This window comes from Streptomyces parvulus (genome assembly GCF_014648855.1).
Classification (GTDB): domain Bacteria; phylum Actinomycetota; class Actinomycetes; order Streptomycetales; family Streptomycetaceae; genus Streptomyces; species Streptomyces parvulus.
Genome location: NZ_BMRX01000004.1, coordinates 126,272 through 143,850, shown reverse-complemented (window position 1 = coordinate 143,850; position 17,579 = coordinate 126,272). Strand labels below are relative to the sequence as shown.

16 protein-coding genes are annotated in these 17,579 nt (G+C 74.2%); 8 read left to right on the top strand and 8 right to left on the bottom strand.

Annotation, left to right across the window (positions count from 1 at the left end):
* Positions 1–46: 46 nt before the first annotated feature.
* From IE108_RS08525 to IE108_RS08515, 3 genes are read left to right on the top strand one after another with little or no spacing between them, the layout of a single operon-like run.
* Complete coding sequence (locus IE108_RS08525) at positions 47–1,366, top strand: uracil-xanthine permease family protein (protein WP_064732108.1); 1,320 nt, start codon at positions 47–49, stop codon at positions 1,364–1,366.
* On the top strand, positions 1,363–2,769 hold the full coding sequence (locus IE108_RS08520) for an amidohydrolase family protein (protein WP_064731461.1): 1,407 nt from the start codon (positions 1,363–1,365) through the stop codon (positions 2,767–2,769). The genes IE108_RS08525 and IE108_RS08520 overlap by 4 nt, the downstream gene beginning before the upstream one ends.
* Positions 2,766–3,476 (top strand): sulfite exporter TauE/SafE family protein, encoded by a 711-nt coding sequence (locus IE108_RS08515; protein WP_064731462.1) that lies wholly within the window; start codon positions 2,766–2,768, stop codon positions 3,474–3,476. Before IE108_RS08520 ends, IE108_RS08515 begins: the two co-directional genes overlap by 4 nt.
* A 36-nt stretch (positions 3,477–3,512) precedes the next feature.
* Here the strand turns inward: IE108_RS08515 and IE108_RS08510 are convergent, their stop codons facing one another.
* Together IE108_RS08510 and IE108_RS08505 are read right to left on the bottom strand one after the other, a co-directional pair.
* Entirely contained in the window at positions 3,513–4,571 is a 1,059-nt protein-coding gene (locus IE108_RS08510) for a LacI family DNA-binding transcriptional regulator (RefSeq protein WP_064731463.1), read from the bottom strand.
* 106 nt (positions 4,572–4,677) lie between these two features.
* Positions 4,678–5,577: an SCO4651 family lipoprotein gene (locus tag IE108_RS08505; RefSeq protein WP_079163777.1), complete on the bottom strand. Its 900-nt coding sequence runs from the start codon at positions 5,575–5,577 to the stop codon at positions 4,678–4,680.
* 242 nt (positions 5,578–5,819) lie between these two features.
* Between IE108_RS08505 and IE108_RS08500 the strand changes: the two genes are divergently transcribed.
* Positions 5,820–6,386, top strand: a complete 567-nt coding sequence (locus IE108_RS08500) for a PadR family transcriptional regulator (RefSeq protein WP_064731465.1) — start codon at positions 5,820–5,822, stop codon at positions 6,384–6,386.
* 68 nt (positions 6,387–6,454) lie between these two features.
* A complete protein-coding gene (locus IE108_RS08495) occupies positions 6,455–8,164 on the top strand; it encodes an acyl-CoA dehydrogenase family protein (RefSeq protein WP_064731466.1) in 1,710 nt (569 codons plus the stop codon).
* Between the two features lie 105 nt (positions 8,165–8,269).
* Here the strand turns inward: IE108_RS08495 and IE108_RS08490 are convergent, their stop codons facing one another.
* Positions 8,270–8,470 (bottom strand): hypothetical protein, encoded by a 201-nt coding sequence (locus IE108_RS08490; protein ID WP_064731467.1) that lies wholly within the window; start codon positions 8,468–8,470, stop codon positions 8,270–8,272.
* A 76-nt stretch (positions 8,471–8,546) separates the two neighbouring features.
* The gene (locus IE108_RS08485; RefSeq protein ID WP_064731468.1) at positions 8,547–11,009 is read right to left on the bottom strand and encodes an SCO7613 C-terminal domain-containing membrane protein; all 2,463 of its coding nucleotides are present in this window, start codon (positions 11,007–11,009) and stop codon (positions 8,547–8,549) included.
* A gap of 148 nt (positions 11,010–11,157) precedes the next feature.
* On the opposite strand from IE108_RS08485, the gene IE108_RS08480 reads away from it, so the two are divergent.
* A complete protein-coding gene (locus IE108_RS08480; protein ID WP_064731469.1) occupies positions 11,158–11,337 on the top strand; it encodes a hypothetical protein in 180 nt (59 codons plus the stop codon).
* Between the two features lie 29 nt (positions 11,338–11,366).
* Positions 11,367–11,669 carry a hypothetical protein gene (locus tag IE108_RS08475; protein WP_064731470.1) on the top strand — a complete coding sequence of 101 codons (303 nt, stop codon included), beginning with the start codon at positions 11,367–11,369 and terminating at the stop codon, positions 11,667–11,669.
* A 52-nt stretch (positions 11,670–11,721) separates the two neighbouring features.
* Here the strand turns inward: IE108_RS08475 and IE108_RS08470 are convergent, their stop codons facing one another.
* A complete protein-coding gene (locus tag IE108_RS08470; protein ID WP_229851718.1) occupies positions 11,722–13,683 on the bottom strand; it encodes a CASTOR/POLLUX-related putative ion channel in 1,962 nt (653 codons plus the stop codon).
* 367 nt (positions 13,684–14,050) lie between these two features.
* Between IE108_RS08470 and IE108_RS08465 the strand changes: the two genes are divergently transcribed.
* Positions 14,051–14,200, top strand: a complete 150-nt coding sequence (locus tag IE108_RS08465) for a hypothetical protein (RefSeq protein WP_189397601.1) — start codon at positions 14,051–14,053, stop codon at positions 14,198–14,200.
* 21 nt (positions 14,201–14,221) lie between these two features.
* Here the strand turns inward: IE108_RS08465 and IE108_RS08460 are convergent, their stop codons facing one another.
* The 3 genes from IE108_RS08460 to IE108_RS08450 all read right to left on the bottom strand — a co-directional run bounded on the left by IE108_RS08460 (position 14,222) and on the right by IE108_RS08450 (position 17,364).
* The gene (locus tag IE108_RS08460; protein ID WP_064731472.1) at positions 14,222–15,157 is read right to left on the bottom strand and encodes an ion transporter; all 936 of its coding nucleotides are present in this window, start codon (positions 15,155–15,157) and stop codon (positions 14,222–14,224) included.
* Between the two features lie 170 nt (positions 15,158–15,327).
* The gene (locus tag IE108_RS08455; protein WP_064732109.1) at positions 15,328–16,275 is read right to left on the bottom strand and encodes a MerR family transcriptional regulator; all 948 of its coding nucleotides are present in this window, start codon (positions 16,273–16,275) and stop codon (positions 15,328–15,330) included.
* 93 nt (positions 16,276–16,368) lie between these two features.
* A complete protein-coding gene (locus IE108_RS08450) occupies positions 16,369–17,364 on the bottom strand; it encodes an aldo/keto reductase (protein WP_064731473.1) in 996 nt (331 codons plus the stop codon).
* Positions 17,365–17,579 lie beyond the last annotated feature (215 nt).

The window sequence follows — 17,579 nt, the reverse complement described above, 5'->3', positions numbered from 1 at the left end:
ACCGGAGTCCGCGCCGGACCCCGGTACACGCGACGGCGTCCATCCCGTGGACGAGTCGCGGCCGTTCCACCGCATCCTGCTCTTCGGCGTCCAGCACGTCCTCGTGATGGCGGCCACCCCGATATCCGCGGTCTTCCTCATGAGCGCCACCCTGGGCCTGGACGACGGTCTCACCGTCGACCTGCTCTCCGCCGCCTTCGTGCTCTCCGGCGCCGGCTCCCTGATCCAGTCCCTCGGCCCCTGGAGGTTCGGGCCCCGGCTGCCGTTCGTCATGCTGCCGGGCGGCGCCCCGCTCATCCTCTTCCTGGCCATCGCCGAGCAGCACGGCCTGCCCACGGCCGGCGGCGCCGTCATCCTCACCGCGCTGTTCTGCTTCGTCGTACTGCCGGTGTTCTCACGGCTGCTGGCCTTCTTCCCCGCACTCGTCATCGGCACGATGATCGTGATCGTGGGCGTCAACCTGGTGAAGGTCGGCGCGGTCCTCGTCACGGGTCCGCCCGGCTCGCCCGGTTTCGCCGACCCGGGGAACCTGGGGCTGGGCATGGCCACCATCGGGTTCACCGTCGTCTTCTACCTGCTCTTCACCGGCGTCATGCGCCAACTCGCCGTCATGCTCGGCCTGCTGGCGGGCACCGCCCTCGCCGCGGCGACGGGCGCCATCCACGCCGGATCCCTCACCGACGGCCAACTGGTCACCCTGCCGCACCTGATGCCCTTCGGCGCACCGGAGTTCAACCTGCTCGCCGCGCTGCCGCTGATGCTCTACAGCCTGGCCTCCATGGCCGAGGCCACCGGGCAGACCGTCATCAACGCCGAAGCCGTGGGCAAGGCGATCGACAAGCGCACCGACGTCCCGAAGACGATCCGCGGCGACGCCCTCACCTCGCTGTTCGGCGGCTTCTTCGGCCTGCCCCTCATGGTCACCAGCGGAGAGAACATCGGAATCGTCCGCGTCACCGGCGTCCGCAGCCGCTTCGTCACCGCGGTGGCCGGCGTCGTCCTGGTCGCCGTCGGACTGCTGGCTCCCGTCACCCACGCCATCAGCGTGATCCCGTCCCCGGTCGTCGGCGGCACCGCCATGATCGTCTTCGGGGTCATCACCGTGCTCGGCGTCCAGATGCTCGGCCGGTCCGACCTCGACCGCCACACCAGCACCTTCGTCGTGGCCGTCGCCCTCGCGCTCGGACTGCTGCCCATCCTCGTCCCCGGCGTCTACGGCGGGTTCCCGCCCAACGTGCGCATCCTGCTCGAAAGCGGCGTCGCCGTCGGCGCCTGCGTCGCCGCCGTGCTCAACGTCCTCTTCCACCACGTCAGGCCGGGCGTCGTCGCCCGCCTGACCCGCACCCGCACAGAAAGCGACCGATGAACCCACTCGACCGCGCCCCCCTCGCCGGCCCGGGACCCCTGCTGCTCGCCCCGGACGCCGTCCTGCTGCCCGAAGGGCCCGCCGACGGGTACGCCGTACTCGTCGAGGACGGCACCTTCCGGGCCGTGGGACCGGCGGCGGAACTGGCGGCCGCCCGTCCGGGACTCGACCCCGTACGCCTCCCCGGTCACCTGCTGATGCCCGGCTTCGTCGACGCCCACCACCACCTCACCCAGAGCTTCGGCGCCGCCCTCGCCTTCGGGGAGCCGTCGGAGATCTTCCGCCGGGTCTGGGTGCCGCTGGAAGGCGCGCTGGACGAGGAGTCGGCCCACACCGCGGCCAAACTCGCCTGCTACGAGGCGCTGCGCGGCGGATTCACCACCGTTGCCGACGCCGGCACGCGCGCCGGCGTCGACGTGGAGGTGGTCGCCTCGGCGGCGCGGGACGCGGGGGTCCGCTGCGTCCTGGGGCTCGTCTGCAACGACGCCGACCGCGAGCCCGGCAGCGGCCCGGCCGTCCTCGACGAGGCCGAGAAGCACCTCGCCCGCTACGCCGGGGATCCGCTCGTCCATCCCTCGCTCGCCGTCTCCATCCCCGAGGCCGCCACCGAGAGCACCCTGCGCGCCACCGCCCGCCTGGCGGCCGAGGCGGGCGCCGTCGTCCAGATCCACGTCAACGAACACCTCGCCGGCGTCGAACGCTCCCTCCTGCGCCACGGACTGCGCCCCCTCGAACACCTGCACCGCGTCGGCGCCCTCGGCCCGCAACTGCTCGCCGCGCACGCCACGATGCTCACCCCGCGCGAACTGTCCCTGCTCGCCGCCACGGGCACCGCCGTCAGCTACAACCCGGTCGCCAGCGCGTGGAAGGGCAACGCGGTCGCCGCCGCCACCGACATGACCGAACGCGGTGTCCGCGTCGGCCTCGGCACCGACGGCACCCGAGGCGACGGCTTCCGGCTCGCGGAGGCCGCCGAGTTCGCCCAGCGACTGGCGTACGGGCTGACCACCGGCGACTCCTCGTGCGGCGCCGGCTGGACCTGGCTGGAGCACGCCACGCGCGGGGGAGCGGACGCCGTGGGGCTCGGCGCCCGCACCGGCACTGTCGCGCCGGGCAGGGCGGCGGACTTCCTCCTCGTCGACGTCGCCACCCCCGAACTGGCGCTCTCCTGGGACCTGCCGTGGGAGCTGGTGCGGCGCGGCAACCGCGACCAGATCACCGCGGTCTTCGTCGCCGGGCGTCTGCGCATGTGGCACGGCCGGCCCACCGACTGGGACGGGGACGCGCTGGTGCGCCGCGCTACCGAACTGGCGCGGGCCGCGGTGGGCGCGGCGCGCGTCGAGCGGGCGCACCCGACCTCCACCGAGGCACGGGCGCGGCAGGAGCGGACGGTGATCCTGTGAGCTGGCCGGCGCTGGCCGCCCTCGCGGCGACCGTGGTCGTGGCCGCCTTCGTCCAGGGCAGCAGCGGACTCGGCTTCGCGCTGGTCGTCGCACCCGTGGCCGGCTTCCTCGCCCCCGGCCTGGTCCCGGTCTTCGTCCTGGCCGCGATGATCCCGCTCAACCTGTACGTCGCCTGGCGCGAACGGGCCTCGCTCGATCTGCGGGGCGCGGGCTGGATCACCGGGGCGCGGCTCGCCGCCACGCCCGCGGGACTGGCGCTGCTGTGGTTGATCCCGGAGCGCAGCCTCGGCGTGTTCGTGGGCGGCGCGACGCTGCTCGCGGCCGTGGTGAGCCTGGCCGCGCCCGTGTTCACCCCCGGCCGGGCCGCCTACGTCGGGGCGGGCGCGGTGACGGGGCTGACGGAGACGGCCACCGGCGTCGGCGGACCGCCGCTCGCCCTGGTCTACCAGCACCGGTCACCGTCCGAACTCCGCTCGACCGTGGCCGCCTGCTTCCTGGTGGGCGAGGTCGCCTCGCTGGCGCTGCTGTTCGCCACGGGGAAGGCGGAGGCCGCCCAGCTGGGCTGGGCGGTGGCCGTTCTGCCGGCGATCGCGCTGGGGGCCTGGCTCAGCCACCTGGTGCACCACCGCCTGGACGCCCGCAGGATGCGGTTGTGCGTGCTGGTGTTCGCGCTGGTGTCGGGGGTGGTGCTGCTGCTCGGGTTCTGAACCGCGGCCCGCTGGAGGGGAGCGGACCGGAGAGCGTCAGCGGCTCCGGTCCCCTCCCGCCTCCCGGTTCCGCAGCGACGACGCGCGGGCGATCACGGCCGGTTCCGGGGACACGGCGACCGTCGGTGCGGCGGTGTCTCCGCGCAATCTGCGCAGCAGCAGGTCGACGGCGTCCGAAGCGGCCCGCTCCAGGTGCAGGTCGACCGCCGTCAAGGGCGGTTCGCAGGTGCGGGCGCGCAGACCGTCGTAGCGGGTGGCCACCATGACGTCGTCCGGTACGGACCGCCCGCTGTCCCGGACGGCCCGGACCGCGCCCACGGCGAAGGCGTCCACCATCGCGCACACCGCGTCGGTCCCGGGGTGCTCGGCGAGCAGCGCCGCGCAGGCCTCGTAGCCCGCCTGCTCGCCACCCGCCTCGGGGACCCGCGCCACGACGGGCGTCCAGCCCCGTTCGGCGGCCACGCGTTCGTAGGCGGCGACCGCGTCGACGGTCGAGTGCCGGGAACCCGATCCGACGATCAGCGCCGGGCGGGCGGCGCCCTGTTCGTGCAGGTGCCGCAGGAGCAGTTCGGTCACCCGCCCGCCGCGCAGATCCACGTACGGGACGTCCTCGTCCGGCGCCATGGGCCTGCCGAGCGCCACGTACGGCAGTCCGCGCTCGCGCAGTTGCGCCGCGGCGGCGTCGGCGGCGTCCGGCTCGACCACGATGGCGCCGTCGATGTCCACGGAGTACAGCGCCGAACCCGACCGGACGGGCGGTACGAGGACGAGGGCGAAGCCGTGCGAGAGGGCGCTCTCCGCCGCGGCCGCCGCGACCTCCATGTAGAAGCCGAGCCGTGAGGGGCCGCCCGCCACCGCGAACGGCATCGACGACGCCAGCGCGATCGCCTTCGCCTCGCCGCGGCGCAGCCGCTGGGCCCGGAGGTTGGGGCGGTAACCCAGCTCCGCTGCCGCCTGCCTGACGCGTTCGCGGGTGCGCGGGTCGACCTTCCCCAGTCCGTTGAGGGCGTGGGACACGGTCGTCCGGGAGACCCCCGCGACGCGGGCGACGTCCGCGATGGTGGGCTGTCTCGGGCCGGAGGCGGAAGCGGTCATCCGCGCGGACTCTCCTCACTGGCGGGGAAGGGCGTACCGGGCCATCTTCCCCGACCGCGCCGGGCACCGGGCGTCCGCCCGGCCGGTGCCCGGCGCGAGGTGCCCGTCAGCCCTGCTGGCCGCTGCCCTGGAGGGCCTGCTCGGTCATGTCGGTGACCTCGCCGGCGGGCGGTGCCTCGGCGTCGACCTCGGTGCCGAAGTCCGAGAAGTTCATGACCGTGCTCATCTTCAGCTCCTTGGGGGCGGAGCCGCCCTCGGGCTTCGCGGACGCGGAGGCCGGGGCCTTGACGGTCATGTCGATCTGCTGGCGCCGCAGCCGCCCGTCGTCGTCCAGCCACACCTGCATGGGCAGGGTCGGGCCGAGCTGCTGGCGCATCATCTCGCCGCCGGGCAGCTCGGCCACGTCGACCGAGACCCGGTAGTGGGTGGTGTCGGCGCCGTCGATCTTCTCGGTACCGACCTTGCTGACGTCCTTGTCGGTGATCGCCTTGGCGTAGGCGGCGGTCTGGGCCGGGTCGCCGATCTGCTGGTTGCCCAGGCCCTGCTGCTGGGCGACCTTCTTCAGATCGATCTTGATCCAGGGCTTGCCGCCCGCCTCCTGACCGGGGATCTTCTGGTAGAGGACCTGGTCGACCACGCGCTGCTCGATCTTCTTGTTCTCCGCCATGACGGTCATCACGCTGTTGCCCTCGGCGAGGTCGAGCGTGCCCTCGCCGTCGGTCGCGATCCGCTGCTCGCCGGCGGTGAGCTTCATGTCGATCGTCATACGGGCGGAACCGGCCTCGGCCGTCTTGTCGTAGGCCGCCCGGACCGCCTTCGTGTCCTGCCCCTGGCCGCCCCCGCCCGAGCCGGCGTCGCTCGCACTCGCGCTCGCCGCCGCGTCCTTGCCCTTGTCGCCCTTGCCCTCGGTCTTCGGGTCGCTGTCGCCCCCGCAGCCGGCCAGCACCACGCTCGCCATGACGGCGGCGGTCCCGATCGCGCCGGCCTTCATCCCCCTGCTCCGCATGTGAATCCCCATCTCCTCAAAGGCTCTCCGCCGCCGTCACTCGACGTCCGGCTTTCGAGCCGAATGCCCGTGATGGGACTCAACACGCCTACTGCCGCGTCGTTTTGCGGAGGGGGCGTGGCGGAGTGCGGACGGTGTCCGCAACCTCGTGGGCCGCCCCGCCTTCTTGCCGGGGGGTGAGGCGCGTCTCATCCGGACTCGCCGTCTTGTCTATGCAACAAGTTGCATAGAAGGATCGGGGTATGGCGCTCGAACACGCGATCCTCGTCTCGCTGCTGGAGAAGCCGGGCTCGGGTTACGAACTCGCGCGCCGGTTCGAACGGTCCATCGGATACTTCTGGACCGCGACCCACCAGCAGATCTACCGCGTCCTCGGCCGGATGGAGGGCGCCGGCCTGCTGCACGTGCGCGAGGTGCCGCAGCGGGGGCGGCCGGACAAGAAGGAGTACTCCGTGGCGGCGCCCGGCCGCGCGGCGCTGACCGCGTGGCTGCACGAACCGATCGAACCGGAGAGCGTGCGGCACGAACTCGCCGTGAAGATCCGGGGCGCGGCCTTCGACGACCCGGCCGCACTGATCTCGGAGGTCGAGCGCCACCGCAAGGCCCACGACGACCGGCTCGGGCGCTACCTCACCGGCGAGCTGCGGGACTTCACCGGCCCCGAGGCGCCGCGCCCCCTGGACGCGGGCGGCGAACTCCAGCACGCCGTCCTGCGCGGCGGCATCGCCTACGAGCGCATGACCATCGCCTGGCTCGACGATGTCCTCGACACCCTCCACCGGCTCCGCACCGCCACGCCCCGCACCTGAGACCCCGGCGCCCCCAGGCACCGGAGACCCGTCCGTCACCCACACCGTACGACCCGGAAGGCACCCTCATGGCCGACCAGTTCCTGTTCAACCCGCGCACCTACGACCCCGCGCACTTCGACCCGGAGACGCGCAGGCTGCTGCGCGCCACCGTCGACTGGTTCGAGGCGCGCGGCAAGCGCAGGCTGACCGAGGACTACCGCTCCCGCGTCTGGCTGGAGGACTTCCTCGCCTTCGTCGCGAAGGAGGGCCTGTTCGCCACCTTCCTCACCCCGGCGGCCGAGGGCGACCGGCCGGACCAGCGCTGGGACACCGCGCGGATCGCCGCCCTCAACGAGATCCTCGGCTTCTACGGCCTCGACTACTGGTACGCCTGGCAGGTCACCATCCTCGGCCTCGGCCCCGTCTGGCAGAGCGACAACGCCGCCGCCCGCGGCCGCGCGGCCGAACTCCTCCAGCAGGGCGAGGTGTTCGCCTTCGGCCTCTCCGAGAAGAGCCACGGCGCCGACATCTACTCCACCGACATGCTGCTCCAACCCGACGGCACGGGAGGCTTCCGCGCGACCGGCTCCAAGTACTACATCGGCAACGGCAACGCCGCCGGACTCGTCTCCGTCTTCGGCCGCCGCACCGACGTCGACGGCCCGGACGGCTACGTCTTCTTCGCCGCCGACAGCCGCCACCCCGCCTACCACCTGGTCAAGAACGTCGTCGACTCCTCCAAGTACGTCAGCGAGTTCCGCCTCGACGACTACCCCGTCGGCCCCGAGGACGTCCTGCACACCGGACGGGCCGCCTTCGACGCCGCCCTCAACACCGTCAACGTCGGCAAGTTCAACCTCTGCACCGCCTCGATCGGCATCTGCGAACACGCCATGTACGAGGCCGTCACCCACGCTCACAACCGCATCCTCTACGGCCGCCCCGTCACCGCCTTCCCCCATGTGCGCCGCGAACTGATCGACGCCTACGTGCGCCTCGTCGGCATGAAGCTGTTCAGCGACCGCGCCGTCGACTACTTCCGCACGGCCGGCCCGGACGACCGCCGCTACCTCCTCTTCAACCCGATGACCAAGATGAAGGTCACCACCGAGGGCGAGAAGGTCATCGACCTGATGTGGGACGTCATCGCGGCCAAGGGCTTCGAGAAGGACACCTACTTCGCCCAGGCCGCGGTGGAGATCCGGGGCCTGCCCAAGCTGGAGGGCACGGTGCACGTCAACCTCGCGCTGATCCTCAAGTTCATGCGCAACCACCTGCTCGACCCCGTCGACCGGCCGAGCGTGCCGGCCCGGCTCGACGCGGCCGACGACACCTTCCTCTTCCGCCAGGGCCCGGCCCGGGGGCTCGGCTCGGTCAGGTTCCACGACTGGCGCACGGCGTTCGAGGCGTACGCCGCCGTCCCCAACGTGGCACGGTTCCGCGAACAGGCCGACGCGCTGTGCGAGTTCGCGACGAAGGCCGCGCCCGACGAGGACCAGAGCCGGGACCTCGACCTCCTGCTCGCGGTCGGCCAGCTCTTCGCCCTCGTGGTGCACGCCCAGCTCATCCTGGAGCAGGCCGAGGCGGCCGGTCTCGACGACGACGTGCTGGACGAGCTGTTCGCCGTCCTCGTACGCGATTTCTCGGGCCACGCCGTCGACCTCCACGGCAAGGACTCCGCCACCGCACGGCAGCAGGACTGGGCCCTCGCCGCCGTCCGCCGCCCGGTCGTGGACGAGGCCCGCTCGGCCCGCGTCTGGCAGCGCGTGGAGGCACTGTCCGGCGCCTACGCCTGACGCGCACGGCGGCCGGGGCCTGGAAGCGGACTGTGCCACCGGGTAGCTGAAGACCGGGCGCATGGAGTCCCGCCGATCACCCGAGGCGGGCCGGGGGCGTGGAGGTCAGCGGTGGAACTCCGCCACGGCCCTGCCGAGGTCGCGTTCGAGCGGCCCGGGTGTCTGCAGGCCCCGGCCGGTCAGGTGCGCCAGGCGCTCGCGGGCCTCGGGCGACGCGACCAGCGCCTGGAACACGGCGGCGTCCGTGCGGCCGAGGTCGCGGTCTCCTGAGTCGAGGGTGCCGCCAGGGCCCGTCGTGTGGATCATGCCGGCGTCGCGGGGCCCGCTCGGGTGGGCCGAGTGGGACCCTCCCTCTCAGCCGGCCTGATCCACACGACAGGCCCTAGCGCAGCCGTCCCAGAGCCTCCCGCACCCTGCGCGCGTCGCGCAGCCGTTGCTCGTAGGTGGCGCCCAGCGCCAGCAGCACCAGGCCGGCGAGGGCCGGAGGCACCCAGCGGGGCAGCGCGCCGACGGCCTGGGCGATGTACGGGGCGAGTTCGTGCAGCGCCACCAGCGCGAGCGCGCCCCCGCCGAGGAGCAGCGGTGCCTTGAGCCGGTGCCGGGCGCCCACCAGCGTCACCGTCAGCGCGGCGGCGCCGAGCAGCAGGGGGCGCGTCCAGTGCTGGTCGCCCCAGACCGCGAGGAGGCTCGGCACCAGTGTGACGGCCAGCCCGGCACCGTAGGCCGTCCACGAGGAGACCCCGGGTTCGCGGCGCCGGCGGAGGAAGCCGACGACCAGCGCGGGCACGGTCACCGGCAGGGTGTAGGCCTCCGGCGCGGTCACCTCCCAGGCGACCAGCCTGACCCATGTCGCCAGCAGGAACAGCACGGCTGCGGCCATTCCGGCGGGGCGGCGGTCGGGGCGCAGCGCGGTGCCCGCGGCGATCACTCCCGCGAGGGCCAGCACCAGGGCCAGGAACGGCGGTTCCGGCACGGCGAGCGCGAGGGCGACCACCCCCGCCGCCAGACCCGCCGCCTCGACCGGGACGGTCGTCGCCGAGGCGCTCCCGAGCCGGGCGGCGATCAGGGCGGCCGTGGCGGGCACGACCAGGACCAGCAGCGCGGTGTGGTGCCACTGCCAGCCGGCGGAGGCACCGACCGCGCACGCCAGCCCCGTGGCGTACCCGAGGGCGGCGGGCGCGGTGAACGGGCCGGCTTCCGGACGCAGACCGGCCGCACCGAGCACGACCGTCAGCGCCAGGAGCACACCGACCGTCGCCCGCTCGGAGGCGAGCGCGACCAGGGCGAGATGGGCGGAGGTGACCAGGGCCGCGAGGAGCGCCGCGAGGGGGAGCGGTGACGCCTCGGCGGCGGGACGCCGCGCCCACGCGGCACAGCCGAGGGCGGCCAGGACCAGCGCCCCCTCCGCCACCAGACCGGCCGTGTAGGGGAGTTCGAGTACCCCCGGCAGCACGAACAGCGCCGCCCATCCCAGCACGAGCCCGCCCACGGCGGTCGCCGGACGCCGGATCCCGTGCCGTGCGGCCACCACCAGGACGGCGGTCAGGGCGCCGAGCACCAGCGGTCCGGTGCTCGCGTACGGGGGCCACGGCACCTGCGTGAAGACGGCCTCGCGCACGCCTCCGGGCGCCCCGGACCACGGCTCCTCCACCCGTGCGACCGGGCCGAGCAGCGTCCCGGCGACCAGCGGCACCGCCGACAGCGCGGCCCAGGCCTGGACCGTGACCGACGCCCACACCAGTCCGTGACGCAGCGGGCGGGGCAGCGAGGTGCGCAGCACCGCCAGGAGGGCCAGGCCGCAGGCCAGGCACCCGGGCACCGTCCACTCGCCGGGCACCGACACCCGGATCACGCCCCCCGCCCCCGCGACCAGGCACAGCCCCGCGGCCAGGGCCGCGACCAGTGAGACGTCCGGCTTGGGCGCGAACCTCCCCGCGGTCAGGGCGATCGCCGCGGCGAGGACGAGGAGCGCCGCCGCCCGCGCGGCAGCGCCGGTGCCGGACGCGCTCCAGCAGAGCGCCCCGGCGGCCAGGACCCCGACGGCGCCCGTACCCAGCGCCCCGACGAGCGCGACGTACCGCACCGGCGCAACGGCCGTGCGCAGTGCGAGCGCGGTGCCCGCCGACGCCGTCACCAGCAGCACGGCCGTGAGCGTGTGCGCCCCCGCGCCGGCCGCCACCGCCCACAGCAGCAGGGGCAGGTGCGCGGTCCCCACCGCGAGGGGGACCGGCACCCGGAGCGTGAGGCGCCCGCCCGGGGCCGGCGCGCCGTTCCCCGCCGCCGGGCGGACGTCGGTCGCCGGCACGAGTCCGCCCGTCGCCACGCCGTACGCGGCCCACACCGCGGCCAGTACGGCGGAGGCGGCGGCCGTGTACGCGAGTCCGTCGGTCCCGGCGAACGCCACCTCGTACAGCGCGTACGCGTCCAGCACCGTCAGCGCCAGCCCCAGACCCGCCACGGACTCCGCCGTCGACCGCAGTCCGCGCCGGAGCAGCAGCGGGGGAGCGCCCAGGGCACCGACGGTCAGCGCGCCGAGCACCAGACCCCGCCCCGTGATCCCCATGTGGCCCCAGCTGACCAGGGTGAACGCGATGGCGGCGATCGTTAGCAGGACCCCGCCGAGGAGCAGCAGCACGTTCTGCACGCCGGGAGCCGTGGCGTCGGGGCCGGGCGCCGGGACGGGACCCGGGGTGGCGGGCCGCCAACCGGTCGGGGCGGCGGACGCCCGCAGTGTGTGGATCAGCCACTCGCGGCGGCGCAGCAGGACGGCACGGCGGGCGTCGAGCTGCCGCAGCTCGGCGTCGAGGAACCGCAGTTCCTCGGCCGGGGGCGGAAGGTTCGTCATGCCTCGGAGTGTGGCCCGGGCCACGTGCCCCGGCATGAGCGCGGATACTCAGCCCGTACTCAGGTACCGGCAGGTTCCGGCCCCCGTATCACCGGCGCTCTCCTGGGAACCCGGCAATCGCAAGGGTTCACGAGCCGGAGGAGAGACCATGCCGCAGACACCCGAGGGACAGGGCCGCAGCCGCTACTGCAAGGCCTGTGGCACGCCCGCCGGGGACGGCGCACTGTGCGAGCACTGCGGGTCCGTCCTGGAGATGCCCGACGGCAAGGGGCTGACGGAGGACCAGGGTGCGGCCGTCCGGAGGGACTTCGAGGAACGGCGCCCTTAGTGTGCCGAGTGCCGGGTACACGGTGCCGCATGGCAACGAGCACTGATTCCCCCGCACCCCTGTCGGCCGTGCGCCGGCTGCGTCAGCTCCGCCGGACCCGGGCCTCCTACGTGGTCGGTCTCGCCCTGTGGGCGGTGTCCACCGCCTGGACGGGCTGGGAATCGCCGGGGAGTCGGCAGATGTGGGTCTCCGTGCTCCTCCTGTCGGTCTTCGCGGCCCTGCTGTTCATGACCTCGCTGTGGACCCGCCGTCTGGAGAAGACCCGTCCGGCCAGGCCCGTGCACCACGCGGCACCGCGCTCGGCGGCCGTCCCGCATCACGCCGGCACCTGAGCGACGAGGCGCGTACCGCCGCGACGAGAGGCCTCCGGCCCGGCCGCCGGCGTCAGTCGAGCGGCGGGCCGGATGCCGGGCTGTCGTCCGTCCCGACCCGCTCCTCCCCGCGCATGCCCGGCAGGGTCCGGCGTCCGCCGGGGGAGGAGCGCTCGTCGTCAGGGGGAGACACCACCGGGATGTCGGGCGGCGCCACCACCAGGACCTCGTCCCCGGCACTCCACACCCGTCGCTCCGACTTGCGGGGCGCCAGCCGGACGTCGCCGGGCCGGTCCGTCCCGTGCGGGGCGTGCGCGCGGTAACCGATCGCGCATTCCCCGCGCCCGAGCGCGGCGGCGACCACCGTGGCGAAGGATGCCTCCCGGCCCGGCAGCACATAGCGGGTCGCGGGACGCAGGGCCAGCGCGCCGCCCCGGGAGGCGAACAGCTCCTCGAACAGGGAGGCCAGGGCCGGAGCGTGGGAGATCCGCGCCATGACCAGGGCCGTGAGTTCCGCGCGCACCACGGCGGCCGACCGCGGGCCGAGCGGAGCCAGCGCCCGGCTGCGGTGGTCGCTCAGCTCGGCGACCACGGGCAGTGGCCGTCCCGCCTCCTCCTCGCACGACCGCAGGGTCAGCAACGTCAGCAGGGTCTGGTCGTCCGGCCCGAAGGACACCGCCTCCGCGTCGGGGCCCAGGACGATCACACAGTCGTAGCGGAAGAGGTCGAGCCCCGCCGCCTGCTCCGGCCGGGTCAACTCGCCGGTGCGGTGGGTGGCGGTGAGCCGTCCGCCGCCCGGGCGGCCCACGAGCCGGGACGCGTCGGGCGCCGTTCGCGGACCGGTCACGACGTCCAGGACGGAACCGGGGCGTACCGTGCGGCTCAGCAGGTCCGTGACCAGCGGGGCCCGGCTGTTCCACCCCAGCAGCAGGAACCGGGCCGGCTGACCCGGCACCGCGTCGGCCGGGGCCATCACACCGGCGTCGACGTGTGCCTCGGGGGCCGTCGCGCGTTCGGGCCGCTCGTCCGGGGCGACGACGATCAGGCGGTCACCCGGACCGCACCGGGTCCGGGCCGCCGGGGTGAGCAGGGCGCGTCCGTCCGGCAGCAGGAGGCCGACGGGGCACGCGCTCGCGTACCGCAGGGCGATCTCCCCGAACTCCGACCCCTCGGCCTCCGGTTCGTCGACCACGTGGAACTCGGCCCCCGCCAGGTCGAGGAGGTCCCGCAGCGCGGCCACCAGCCCCGGGTTGCGGGCGGCCTGCACCAGCAGCCGCGCCGTCGTCGCCTCCGTCTCCAGCACGGTCCCCCGCGGTCCGGCGGCGAGCCGGGCGGCGGTCAGGTGGCGCTCGTCGCGGACCGCCGCGACCACCGGGGGTCCCGCCTGCGCGCCGAGCAGGGCCCGCAGCGCCAGCAGGACCCGGATCACCTCGAGGTCGGCGTTGTCGTCGTCGGACGGCATCACCAGGACGGAATCCGCCGCCGACGGCGTGAGCAGGGCGAGCGCGTCGGGGTCCGCCGGTGAACCGGAACGGCAGACGATCCGGACGCCGCCCGTCGCACCGAGCGCGGTGTGCAGCGCCGCCGCCATCTCGGTGGAGTCCCGGTCGGCGAGGACGGCGACGACGCCTCTCGACCGGGCGGACTGGGCCGCGACCAGCTCGCCGACCACGGTGAACACCTGGTCGGACCAGCCCAGCACCACCGCGTGACCGCGTTCGAGCACGGTGGAGCGCCCCCGCCGCAGCTCCTCCAGCCGGTCGCCCAGTCCGGTCGTGACGACGCCGACCAGGGTCGACACGCACAGCAGCGCGATCAACCCGAGCACCACGGACAGCAGCATCCGCAGCGGCGCGCCCGTGATCCCGCCGAGGCGCAGGGTCTCGGCGCTCGTCCGCCACACCGCGACCAGCCGCTCGGACAGCGAACGCGGCGCCTGGGGATCCGTCCAGACCAGCAGCGTGCTGACCGGCACGACGACCGCCAGGCAGCACACGGCCAGCCAGCCGAGCAGGGTCCCCGTGCTCCGGGCCAACGTCCGGTCGAACGCGTAACGCGCCCGGTCCCGGCACGAAGCCGGTCGCTGCCGCCGCTCCACTGCCACCTCCTGCCACACCGCACGGCGTCCGCCGTCAGCGGCAGAGTGCTGGCAGCGGCCCCCGCGACACACCGTGCCGGCGGGATGTTCACCCTTACGGGAGGCAGGAGGAACGACGGGATGGGGTGCCCGCGTCGACGGTGCCCCTGTCGCAACGGGCAATGCCGGAGGAGTCGTTGGTCCGGACCATGGCACCCGCGTCCGGTCCTCGCGGGCAGAGTGGGGGCCGCCCGGTTGCTGTACTGCGAGTAACAAGATCATTCTTGCCTTCCCGCGTCTCGACCACCCAGCGACAGGAACCCCGATGACCTCGCCGCACGACCGCCTCGAGCAGGCGCGCCAGGACTACGAACGGCACCTGCGGGACTGCCGTCAGTGCGAGGCGGACGGCGCGAAGTGCCCCGCGGCCAAACACCTCAGACGCCTGTACAACAACCAGCTCAGAGCGGTCTGAGGGCCGGTCCGCGGTACGCGGTCACACGGCGGTGGTCACCCGCTCCTGACCGTCGGGCGCGGTGGGCGCCTGGGCCAGCGACTGCTCCAGGGTGTCGAGCGCCTGGCGCATGCCGGCGATCCGCTCGGCGAGCACCGCCGGGTCCGGCACCGCGGCAAGGCCCACCACCGCGGCTCCGGTACGGGTCTCCCCGCCCCGCGCCGTTCGCGGCGTCTCGCCGAGCGCCGCGCCGTCCAGCTCGCGCGCCTCGTCGAGGCTGTTCAGTACGACCCCGATCAGGACGTTGACCAGCACGAACGACGCGAGCATGACGTACGAGCCGTAGTACAGGATGCTCAGCCGGGAGATGGACAGGCCGGTGTACACCGCGTCCTGCAGCCCCTCCAGCGTCATCAGCAGGAACAGGGTGAGCATCGCCCGGCCCAGCGAGCCGAAGTGGGCCGGGTCGCTGCCGCCGAAGCAGAGCCAGCCGATCATCGCGTAGACGTAGAGGACGACCGCGCCGACGAAGAGGAAGCTGACGGTACCCGGCAGACTGCGCGACACGGCCAGGAACAGGACCCGCAGCTGGGGCAGGAACCTGGCCGTGCGCAGCACCCGGACCAGGCGCAGCAGGCGGAGCACGGTGGCGTTCTCCCGTACCAGGGGGACGTAGGCCGAGGCCACGACCACCAGGTCGAAGACGTTCCACCCGTCCCGCCAGAACTCCCGGGGCCGGTCGGCGTGCGCGGCCACCCGCAGCAGCATCTCCACGGTGAAGAAGGCCAGGCAGCCGCGCTCGGCCCAGCGCAGCTGCCCCGTGTGCTCGGCGGCGAACCCGTGGTAGGTCTCCGCCCCCAGCAGGGCCGCGTTGAGCAGGATCACGGCGAGCACGGCCAGGGAGAAGGGGCGGGCTTCGGTCACGGCACGGCATGCGGCGGCGAGCCGGGCCCGGACGGGAGCCGGAGCGGTGGTCATGAGGTTCTCCGATGCGGAACTGAGTCGGGCACCCGCCACGGAGCGTGCGGTACGGCCCCCGGCGGCAGGAGCGGCTGCCCCCTCGCGCCTAACGCCCGAACGGCCCGCAGGCTGCGGCGCGGCGGGCAATCGACCACCGGATTCATCCACTTCGACGAAAGCCCGCCCCCTCAGTCCTCCCGCCCGGTCCCGCCGAGGGCTTCGATCAGCCAAGGCTGGAAGGGCAGATGGCCGTCCACCATCTGCCAGTCGTTCACGGTCCACACGAGACGCCAGTACCGCTCCACCAGCGGATCGTGTCCCGTCCCGAGCTCCCGGACCAGCCAGTCCCGCAACTCGGGCCCCGCGGGACGGCCGAGCACGGACGCGAAGCGTGCCACCACGGCGTCGGCGACGGGAACGGCGTCGGCGTCGCCCGGTTCGATGCCCGCGGCCCGCGCGTCGGCGACGGCCTCCCTCGCGAACACCACCAGCCCGCCGGCCTTCTCGGGGGCCACCCCCGGCAGGGCCGTCTCGTCGGCGGCGGCGAACGCCCCCCGCGCCAGGCGCGCGCGGAAGCCGTCGTCGGCCATGAGTTCGGCGATCTCCACCCAGGCGGCGAGCTGGGCGTCGGAGGGATCGTCGGGCAGGACGGGCAGCGCGATGCCCACCACCGCGGCCGCGGTCCGTCCGGATGGCGTCCCGGTGTCGAGGCCGGCCGTGAAGTCGGCCACCAGGCGCCTGCGTTCCTCGGCGGTGAGATGGGTGAGGCGGTGCATGAGCAGGGTCTCCTCTGGGCTGGAGCCACGCCGGGCGACGAGCCGCAGAACGCTCTGCCGCAGGCGCAGCGTACGGATCCGGAGCTCGGTGGCTTCCAGATGTGCCGCGGCCGCCTCGGCGACGGAGAGCCCGCCGTCCAGGACGCGGCGGACGGTGGCGAGGTCGACGTCCAGGTCCCGCAGGACGCAGATGAGCCGCAGCCGCCCGACCGACTCGTCGCCGTACCGGCGGTAGCCGGCCGGGGTGCGATGGGACGGGGGCAGCAGGCCGGTGTCCGAGTAGAACCTGATCGTCCGCACCGGGACGCCGGTACGGACGGACAGGTCGCCGATCGAGTGCGGGAGCGTCGCGCCGTTCATGCCGCCCACTCTCCGGTCTCCAGCCACTGGAGAGTCAAGCCGCGTGCCGCGGGGCGCCGGCCGTCCCGCCGGATCTCCCGTCCGCCGCCCGGGTCAGGAGGCCGGGACCGGCACCCCGGGCGGCAGCAGCCCGGCCGCCCGCGCGGCGGCCCAGAACGCCGGGGGGACGGGGTGGGCCAGCATGCGCGCGGTGTCCTCGACCTCGTCCGGCGTCCGGGCCCCGACCACGACGCTGGTGACCGCGGCATGACCGAAGGGGAACTGCACGGCGGCCGCCGTCGGCGGCACCCCCTGATCGCGGCATAGCGCGTGCCAGGCGGCGACCCGACCGGCCAGAGCCTCCGGGACCGTCGAGTAGCCGTGCGGCATACCGGGCCGCGGGTCGGCCAGCAGTCCTGACTGGTAGACCCCGGCCACCATCACGGCGACCCCCCTCGCGGCGCACAGCGGCAGCAGCTCGTCCAGGCCGGACCGGTCGAGCAGGTTGTAGCGGCCCGCGAGCATCACGCAGTCCGGGCCGGGCGCCGCCACCTCCCTCAGGTAGCGGGCCGCGACCGGGGCGTGGTTCACGCCGATCGAGACCGCGCCGACGGCGCCCCGCGCCCGCAGCTCGGCCAGGGCCCGGTAGGCGTCGGAGACGGCCGCGGGAAAGTCCTCGTCCGGATCGTGCACGTGCAGGACGTCGATCCGGTCGAGTCCGAGCCGTTCCAGGCTGTCCTCGACCGAGCGCATCACACCGGCGTACGAGTAGTCCCGTCGAGGTCCGACACCCGGCGGCGGGTCGGCCCAGAAGGGCTGGGTGTCCGTGCCCCCGGGCACGATCAGGCGGCCCACCTTGGTGCACAGCGTGTACTGGCCGGCGGGGCGCCCGGCCAGCGCGGCCCCGGCTCGGCGCTCGGACCTGCCGTAGCCGTACACCGGAGCCGTGTCGAAGAGCCTGACGCCGACGTCCCAGGCCCGGTCGACGGTCAGCGCCGCGTCACGGTCGGAGACGGGCGCGAACAGCCCGCCCAGAGAAGCGAGCCCCAGCCCCAGACGCGTCACCCGCAGCCCCGTCCGTCCCAACGGCACGGCCTCGTCCGCTCTCACCGGCGGCTCCCCTCACCCTCGCGACGCACGACGCGGTACCGGCGCAGCCTCTCATCGCCGAGCGCGCCGGAGCACGCGCACCCCGGTCCGGTGCACCCGAGCGCCCGCGTGATGTCCGGTACGTCCCCGGGCGGAGTTGTGTGCAGCACATCTGGCGCGGTACCCGCCGGATGTTGTGTACATTTTGTAAGGGCAGCGGGACCGTCGTGGGAGAG

Coding starts and splice junctions, on each gene's coding strand:
- IE108_RS08510 (WP_064731463.1), bottom strand. CDS start 4,571: ATGACCGCTTCCGCCTCCGGCCCGAGACAGCCCACCATCGCGGACGTC.
- IE108_RS08490 (WP_064731467.1), bottom strand. CDS start 8,470: ATGATCCACACGACGGGCCCTGGCGGCACCCTCGACTCAGGAGACCGC.
- IE108_RS08455 (WP_064732109.1), bottom strand. CDS start 16,275: ATGAACGGCGCGACGCTCCCGCACTCGATCGGCGACCTGTCCGTCCGT.
- IE108_RS08465 (WP_189397601.1), top strand. CDS start 14,051: ATGACCTCGCCGCACGACCGCCTCGAGCAGGCGCGCCAGGACTACGAA.
- IE108_RS08500 (WP_064731465.1), top strand. CDS start 5,820: ATGGCGCTCGAACACGCGATCCTCGTCTCGCTGCTGGAGAAGCCGGGC.
- IE108_RS08505 (WP_079163777.1), bottom strand. CDS start 5,577: ATGCGGAGCAGGGGGATGAAGGCCGGCGCGATCGGGACCGCCGCCGTC.
- IE108_RS08495 (WP_064731466.1), top strand. CDS start 6,455: ATGGCCGACCAGTTCCTGTTCAACCCGCGCACCTACGACCCCGCGCAC.
- IE108_RS08520 (WP_064731461.1), top strand. CDS start 1,363: ATGAACCCACTCGACCGCGCCCCCCTCGCCGGCCCGGGACCCCTGCTG.
- IE108_RS08480 (WP_064731469.1), top strand. CDS start 11,158: ATGCCGCAGACACCCGAGGGACAGGGCCGCAGCCGCTACTGCAAGGCC.
- IE108_RS08475 (WP_064731470.1), top strand. CDS start 11,367: ATGGCAACGAGCACTGATTCCCCCGCACCCCTGTCGGCCGTGCGCCGG.
- IE108_RS08485 (WP_064731468.1), bottom strand. CDS start 11,009: ATGACGAACCTTCCGCCCCCGGCCGAGGAACTGCGGTTCCTCGACGCC.
- IE108_RS08460 (WP_064731472.1), bottom strand. CDS start 15,157: ATGACCACCGCTCCGGCTCCCGTCCGGGCCCGGCTCGCCGCCGCATGC.